Origin of the sequence: Mycobacterium sp. WUMAC-067 (genome assembly GCF_020217485.1) — a bacterium.
Classification (GTDB): Bacteria; Actinomycetota; Actinomycetes; order Mycobacteriales; family Mycobacteriaceae; genus Mycobacterium.
On record NZ_JAEKMI010000102.1, the window covers coordinates 1 to 5,872 of the forward strand.

At 62.4% G+C, this 5,872-nt stretch carries 9 protein-coding genes; 8 read left to right on the top strand and 1 reads right to left on the bottom strand.

Going from position 1 to position 5,872, the window contains the following annotated elements:
* Positions 1-191: helix-turn-helix domain-containing protein (locus tag JF781_RS27230; RefSeq protein ID WP_330220377.1), on the bottom strand; the 191-nt coding region annotated here is incomplete at its 3' end.
* Between the two features lie 279 nt (positions 192-470).
* Here JF781_RS27230 and JF781_RS27235 point away from each other — a divergent pair.
* From JF781_RS27235 to JF781_RS27270, 8 genes are all read left to right on the top strand, one after another.
* Entirely contained in the window at positions 471-611 is a 141-nt protein-coding gene (locus JF781_RS27235) for a hypothetical protein (protein ID WP_156525811.1), read from the top strand.
* A gap of 60 nt (positions 612-671) precedes the next feature.
* On the top strand, positions 672-1,538 hold the full coding sequence (locus JF781_RS27240) for an aldo/keto reductase (RefSeq protein ID WP_047040723.1): 867 nt from the start codon (positions 672-674) through the stop codon (positions 1,536-1,538).
* Between the two features lie 157 nt (positions 1,539-1,695).
* Positions 1,696-3,159: an aromatic ring-hydroxylating dioxygenase subunit alpha gene (locus JF781_RS27245; RefSeq protein ID WP_047040736.1), complete on the top strand. Its 1,464-nt coding sequence runs from the start codon at positions 1,696-1,698 to the stop codon at positions 3,157-3,159.
* Positions 3,160-3,167: 8 nt separating this feature from the next.
* The gene (locus JF781_RS27250) at positions 3,168-3,767 is read left to right on the top strand and encodes a 3-phenylpropionate/cinnamic acid dioxygenase subunit beta (RefSeq protein WP_095795377.1); all 600 of its coding nucleotides are present in this window, start codon (positions 3,168-3,170) and stop codon (positions 3,765-3,767) included.
* Positions 3,764-4,096 carry a hypothetical protein gene (locus JF781_RS27255; protein ID WP_047040740.1) on the top strand — a complete coding sequence of 111 codons (333 nt, stop codon included), beginning with the start codon at positions 3,764-3,766 and terminating at the stop codon, positions 4,094-4,096. Before JF781_RS27250 ends, JF781_RS27255 begins: the two co-directional genes overlap by 4 nt.
* An 18-nt stretch (positions 4,097-4,114) precedes the next feature.
* A complete protein-coding gene (locus tag JF781_RS27260; RefSeq protein WP_047040743.1) occupies positions 4,115-4,309 on the top strand; it encodes a ferredoxin in 195 nt (64 codons plus the stop codon).
* Complete coding sequence (locus JF781_RS27265; RefSeq protein WP_047040745.1) at positions 4,309-5,541, top strand: NAD(P)/FAD-dependent oxidoreductase; 1,233 nt, start codon at positions 4,309-4,311, stop codon at positions 5,539-5,541. Before JF781_RS27260 ends, JF781_RS27265 begins: the two co-directional genes overlap by 1 nt.
* On the top strand, positions 5,541-5,872 hold a 332-nt coding region (locus JF781_RS27270; protein WP_225330605.1), incomplete at its 3' end, for a class II aldolase/adducin family protein. The genes JF781_RS27265 and JF781_RS27270, both read left to right, overlap by 1 nt.

Here is a 5,872-nt window from a genome sequence, read left to right on the forward strand (position 1 = left end):
AGGTGCGGATGGGCCACCGCCAGCAGCTTATGGCTCAGCAGATAGGCATCCCCGATCTCCAGCACTGCTAGCCGCAAGGAATAGCCACTGGCGTCGTAGGACAGATAACCCAGGTATTCCAGGGTGAGGATGAATCGCCCCGCCGCGGTCCTGGCGATCCCGACGAACTCGGCAACATCCGAGACCGACAATGGCCTGTCCTGGCTGCTGATAGGCCTTCAGCACGGACAAAGCCCGGGCCAACGCCTCGACATGGCCCGGGTCGCTCTTCTTCAAAAGGGAGGCGGTCTCCGGGAGGCTTGGCCCTATCCGAAGCTATCTCATGGCGATGCGTTTAATGGCCCCCACTGGCGAGGATTACAGGCCAGACGGCGCTGGGCGGGCGGCTACCACTGCCACACCGGCAGATCTCGCCAGTTCTCTGCTGAACGGAATTAACATCTGGACAGCAGTTATGCGTTGTGCTTCACTTGCTGGATTACGGCGACCGTGCCGAGCTGCCGCATCTGGCCAGTCTGTTCGACATCGACAACAAGTGTGGCGGCGGCGTTGGCTTGCAGGAGGCAAACGCCTACCTTGAGCTGACCGCACCCGTGATGGCCCAAACATAAAGAGCTGAGGCTTCAGCCGTTTAGCAAACTATCGACAGATCCGAAAGACGAGGCCCTCCGATGATAAATGAAACGAGTACGGCTCCGAGACCAGGTGCGACCTCAAGGCTGCCCTTGCTGAACGGACACAGTATGCCGCGGATCGGCCTCGGAACATGGCCGATGCTGGACGCCGAATGCGAGCAAGCCGTCCGCTGTGCCGTGCAGACCGGCTACAGGCTGGTCGACACGGCCGTTCAATACCGCAACGAAGAAGCCGTGGGCCGCGGCATCAGAACCGCCGGCGTCCCGCGGGCGGAACTCTTTATTTCCAGCAAGTTCAACAAGGAGTCCCACAGCGTCGACGGCGTCCGTCGGGCGTACGACGAAAGCCTGCGGAAGCTTAGGGTCGACTATCTGGACATGTTCATGTGCCATTGGCCGGTGCCGGCGCTTGGCGCGTATGCGGAGGCATGGAAAGGCCTTGTAACCCTGTTAGAGGAAGGCGCCGTCAAGGCCATCGGCGTCTCCAACTTCAAGCCGGCCCACCTGAGGAAAATCATCGAAGCGACCGGAGTCGTTCCGGACGTCAACCAGATTCAGCTAAGTCCTGCTCTGGCGCGCACACAACCGCGTGCGGTCCACCGGGAGCTGGGAATCCTCACCCAATCCTGGAGCCCGATCGGCCGTGAATCCGGACTGCGTGCGAACCCCCTTGTGGTGGCCATCGCCGACCGTCTGAACAGGTCACCTGCCCAGGTCCTGCTGCGATGGCACATTCAGCAGGACCTGGTGCCCATCCCGCAGGCTTCGGACCCCGTCTGGTTGAGAGAGAACATCTCTGCGTTCGATTTCACCCTGACCGCCGACGACATGAACGATCTGGCCCGCCTGGATATGGGCGAAACTGCTGCGCGGGACTCAGATGCTGCGGAAAACGGTCACTGAATCCCGGCCAACGGACGCGGTCCGGCGGGGCCTCGGCCACTCGGCCGACTGGGGCTTGACGAACGCCACACTTTAAGTCATTCTCTTTCTAAAAGAAACTATCTCTGATTACCAGAGATGACTGGCGTCTTGCCGGCCCGGACAAGGAGATCCATCAATGACTGACCACAGCGGCGTGATTCAGGATGTACGGCAGGGCATGATCCCTGCACACATTTACAACGACAAAGAGATCTTCGAGCTTGAAAAGGAGCGGGTCTTTGGTCGCAGCTGGCTTTTCGTCGCCCACGAATCCGAGGTGCCCGAAGCTGGCGACTACGTGGTGCGCCGCGTCCTGGAAGACTCATTCATCATTTCCCGTGATGAACATGGAGAAATCCGGGCACTGTTCAACATGTGCCTTCACCGCGGCATGCAGGTCTGCCGCACGGAGATGGGAAACGCTTCCCACTTCCGTTGCCCGTACCACGGGTGGTCCTACCGTAACGACGGCCGCATAGTCGGACTGCCCTTCCACAAAGAGGCATACGGCGGCGAAGAGGGCTTCAAGAAGCAGGGGCAGACGTTGCTGCCTGCTCCTTCCCTGGGCATCTACAACGGCCTTATCTTCGTCAGCCTGGATCCTGACGCAGAGCCGTTGGAGGACTTCCTGGGTGACTTCAAGTTCTACATGGACTACTACACGAAGCAAAGCTCCGGCGGGATTGAACTGCGCGGGCCGCAGCGGTGGCGGGTCAAGGCCAACTGGAAAATCGGAGCCGAAAACTTCGCCGGCGACATGTATCACACCCCCCAGACCCACACCTCCGTCGTCGAAATTGGTTTGTTCCGCGAACCAAAGGCGGAAAAGCGCAAGGACGGGACAACCTATTGGGCCGGCAACGGCGGCGGAACTACCTACAAGCTTCCCGAAGGAAGCCTGGAGGACCGCCTCCGCTACGTGGGCTACCCGGACGAGATGATCGCCCGCATGAAAGAGCAGTGGAGCCAGGAGCAGCTCGACGTCGTGGGCAAGGACGGGTTCATGGTGTCGGCGGCGTCGGTGTTCCCGAACATGAGCTTCGTGCACAACTGGCCACGGGTCGAAGAAGACTCCGATGAAGTGCTCCCGTTCATCTCCATCCGGCAGTGGCAGCCAATCAGTGAAGACGAGACCGAGATCGTATCGTGGTTCGCCGTCGACAAGAACGCGCCCGAAGAGTTTAAGGCACTTTCCTACAAGGCCTATCTCATGTGCTTTGGCAGCGGCGGCATGTTCGAGCAGGACGACGTGGAAAACTGGGTTTCCTTGACCAGCACCGCCGGCGGCCCGATGGCACGGCGCCTGCTGCTGAACAGCCGCATGGGCATGCTGGAAAACGGACAGAACGTCGTCGAACCCCTGACCCCCGAGCAGTACTCCGGCCCCGGCTCGACCCGCGTCGGATACAGCGAATACAACCAGCGTGAACTGCTCCTGCGATGGGCCAACCATCTTGAACGACCGATGGAAAAAGCGGCCCAGGTGCACGTCGGCAGCAATCCGGTGCAGGACTGTCCGTCTGACACCCCGGATTCTTTCCCGGCTCCCGCTGAGCACAACGGGCACGCCCCGGCAATGACCGTTTCGAAGGAGGGCTAGCCGTGGGTATTGAAGCCGTAACCGAACGCAGCAACAAATCTCTCTCGGAGCAGTCGGTGCTGGGAGGGCACGCCCCCCGTACTCAGAGGACGGGTGACTCCCTGCCGTTCAATGATGAACTTCATCTGCAAGCCCACAAGTGGCTTGTCGATGAATCCTATTTGCTCGACGCACAGGAGTACGACGAGTGGCTGAGCCGCCTCACGGACGACGTGCACTATCTCATGCCGGTGAGGGTGACCACTGCCCTCGGGGCCGGTTACAGCACGTCTCCCGGGATGGCGCACATGGATGAAAACAAGTACTCGCTGAGCCGCAGGGCGGCGCGCTTCGCCACGGAACACGCCTGGACCGAAGACCCTCCGTCGCGGCTGCGCCACTACGTCACCAACGTCCGGACGTTCCGTACCGGTAACCCGGATGAGATCATCGTGGATTCGGCGGTCCTGCTGTTCCGCAGCCGGGGCGACGTCCGCGAGGCCGCGACCGTGTCGGCAGGCAGGGAGGATCTGCTGCGCCGCACCGGCTCCGGCTGGCAGCTCGCCCGCCGCACCATCATGGTCGACGAGGCGGTCATCCGGATGCAGAATCTGGCCATATTCCTATGAAACTCGAATGGGAAGGCGAAGAGGAGGACCGCCTTGCCGCCATTCGAGCGGCGGAGGAGCGCGACCGGCTGGAAGCACGGGTCAACGGCGCTCCGATCGTGATCGCCAACGAATTCTCCGAAGTCCAGGTAAGCCGCGTCGAGACGCGGAACGGCTCGCGGCTGATGATCAAGTCCCCGCGCTCCGGCCAGTGGGTGTCCCTGTGCCCCCTGGAGCTGGAAGCCCTCACCTGGCAGGCGCCGGCAACCTTCTCGGCCATGATCGGGCATCCGTTCGGGCCGCTTGTCACCGAGGACGAGCAGCCGCCCCAGAACAAAAACAACATCTAGAGGCCAAGGAGATTGACAATGCCTACCGTAAAAGCAGATCTGCAAGCCTGCCAGGGCTACGCCAACTGCGTCGTTGGGGCACCCGACTACTTTGATCTGGATGACGACGGAATCGTTGTTCTCCTCAGGACCAAAGTTCCCGAGGCCGAGCGTTCCCGTGTCACCGAGGCTGCCCGCAGCTGCCCGGTGTCCGCCCTAGTAGTGGAGGACTGATGAACACGACCACAGTTATCGTCGGCTCCTCAACCGGCGGCGTGCGTGCTGCCCAGTCCCTGCGCCTGGAGGGGTATGAAGGCGACATCGTCCTCGTCGGTGCTGAGACGGAACTCCCGTACGACAAGCCGCCGTTGTCCAAATCCGTCCTCTCCGGCAAAGCAGAGGAGTCGTCCATCCGCCTCCTTACCCGCGAGCAGGCGGAGGAAGCCAGCATCCGGCTGCTGCTCGGGCACGCCGCCACAGGCATCGATGTCGCCGGAAACCTGTTGTACCTCCAGGACCACGAACCCCTACACTTCGACAACCTTGTGATCGCCACGGGCGCATCTGCCCGACCCTCACCCTGGGGCCAACGGCCCGGGATCCACGTGCTCCGTTCCCTGGACGATGCCCGGAAACTGCGCGCCGACCTCCTCAAAGGCGGGGAACTGGCAGTGATCGGCGCCGGTTTCATCGGTGCCGAAGCAGCCGCGACGGCACGTACGCTCGGTCTGGAAGTGACAGTCATCGACCCGATGCCCATACCAATGAGCCGCATCTTCAACGCCGAAATCGCACAGCTGTTTGGAGAACTCCACCGCAACAACGGCGTCACCACGATCTTTGGCACCGGAGTCGAGGCCATTGAGGGCGAGCACGGGTCCTTCAGCGTCAGGCTTACCAACGGCCAGACAGTACAAGCCGCCACCGTTCTCATCGGGATCGGCGCGGTTCCCAACGACGCCTGGCTGGCCTCCTCGGGACTGCTGGTGGACAACGGCGTCGTGCTGGACGAGTTCTGCAGGGCTGTGGACGCCCCGAACGTGTATGGCGTCGGCGACGTGGCGCGCTGGCGGCATCAGAAGCACGGTGCGGACATCCGGATCGAGCACTGGACAAACGCGGTTGAGCAAGCCTCATGCGTCGCCCACAACATCACCCATCCGGACAGTCCCCGCGAGTACACACCGGTTGAATACGTCTGGAGCGACCAGCACGACTGGAAAATCCAGGTCGTCGGTCGCGTGGGAGGCAACGCCGACCATGTCCTCATCGGAGACCCTGAGCTGCACGGTCGGTTCGCAGCGCTCTACACCACCGACGGAGTGGAACTGTACGGTGCCGCGATCGTGAACTGGCCGAAGGCCCTGCTTGCCTGCCGCCGCGGCATGGGATCAGGGATCGGCGTGCAGGAACTGCGCGACAAACTCGAGCTCCTGCTCGAGCCCCGGCCGACGGCGGCACTCTGATGCGGGGAAGTCAGCCGCCGGTGGTCCACGAAGAGCAACGGCAGGCCATCGCAATGGCCTGCCGGGTCCTGGCCGGCCGCGGCCTCGCCGACGGAATCCTCGGCCACATCAGTGCGCGAACGGGGGAGAACGAGCTCTTGGTCCGTTGCAGGGGTCCCAAGGAGCGTGGCCTCGCGCACACCGAAGCCAACGACATCCGGCTGGTCGACCTCGACGGCAATCCCGCCGCCGAAGGCGAGCTCGACAGCGGCTACACGGTCCCCAACGAGCTGCCTCTGCACACCGAGCTGCTGCGGCGGCGCCCGGATATCAACTCCGTTGTGCATGCCCA

What these genes read in the sequence shown, in the direction of transcription:
- JF781_RS27260 (WP_047040743.1), top strand. Translation starts at nt 4,115, where the DNA reads ATGCCTACCGTAAAAGCAGATCTGCAAGCCTGCCAGGGCTACGCCAAC.
- JF781_RS27265 (WP_047040745.1), top strand. Translation starts at nt 4,309, where the DNA reads ATGAACACGACCACAGTTATCGTCGGCTCCTCAACCGGCGGCGTGCGT.
- JF781_RS27255 (WP_047040740.1), top strand. Translation starts at nt 3,764, where the DNA reads ATGAAACTCGAATGGGAAGGCGAAGAGGAGGACCGCCTTGCCGCCATT.
- JF781_RS27240 (WP_047040723.1), top strand. Translation starts at nt 672, where the DNA reads ATGATAAATGAAACGAGTACGGCTCCGAGACCAGGTGCGACCTCAAGG.
- JF781_RS27245 (WP_047040736.1), top strand. Translation starts at nt 1,696, where the DNA reads ATGACTGACCACAGCGGCGTGATTCAGGATGTACGGCAGGGCATGATC.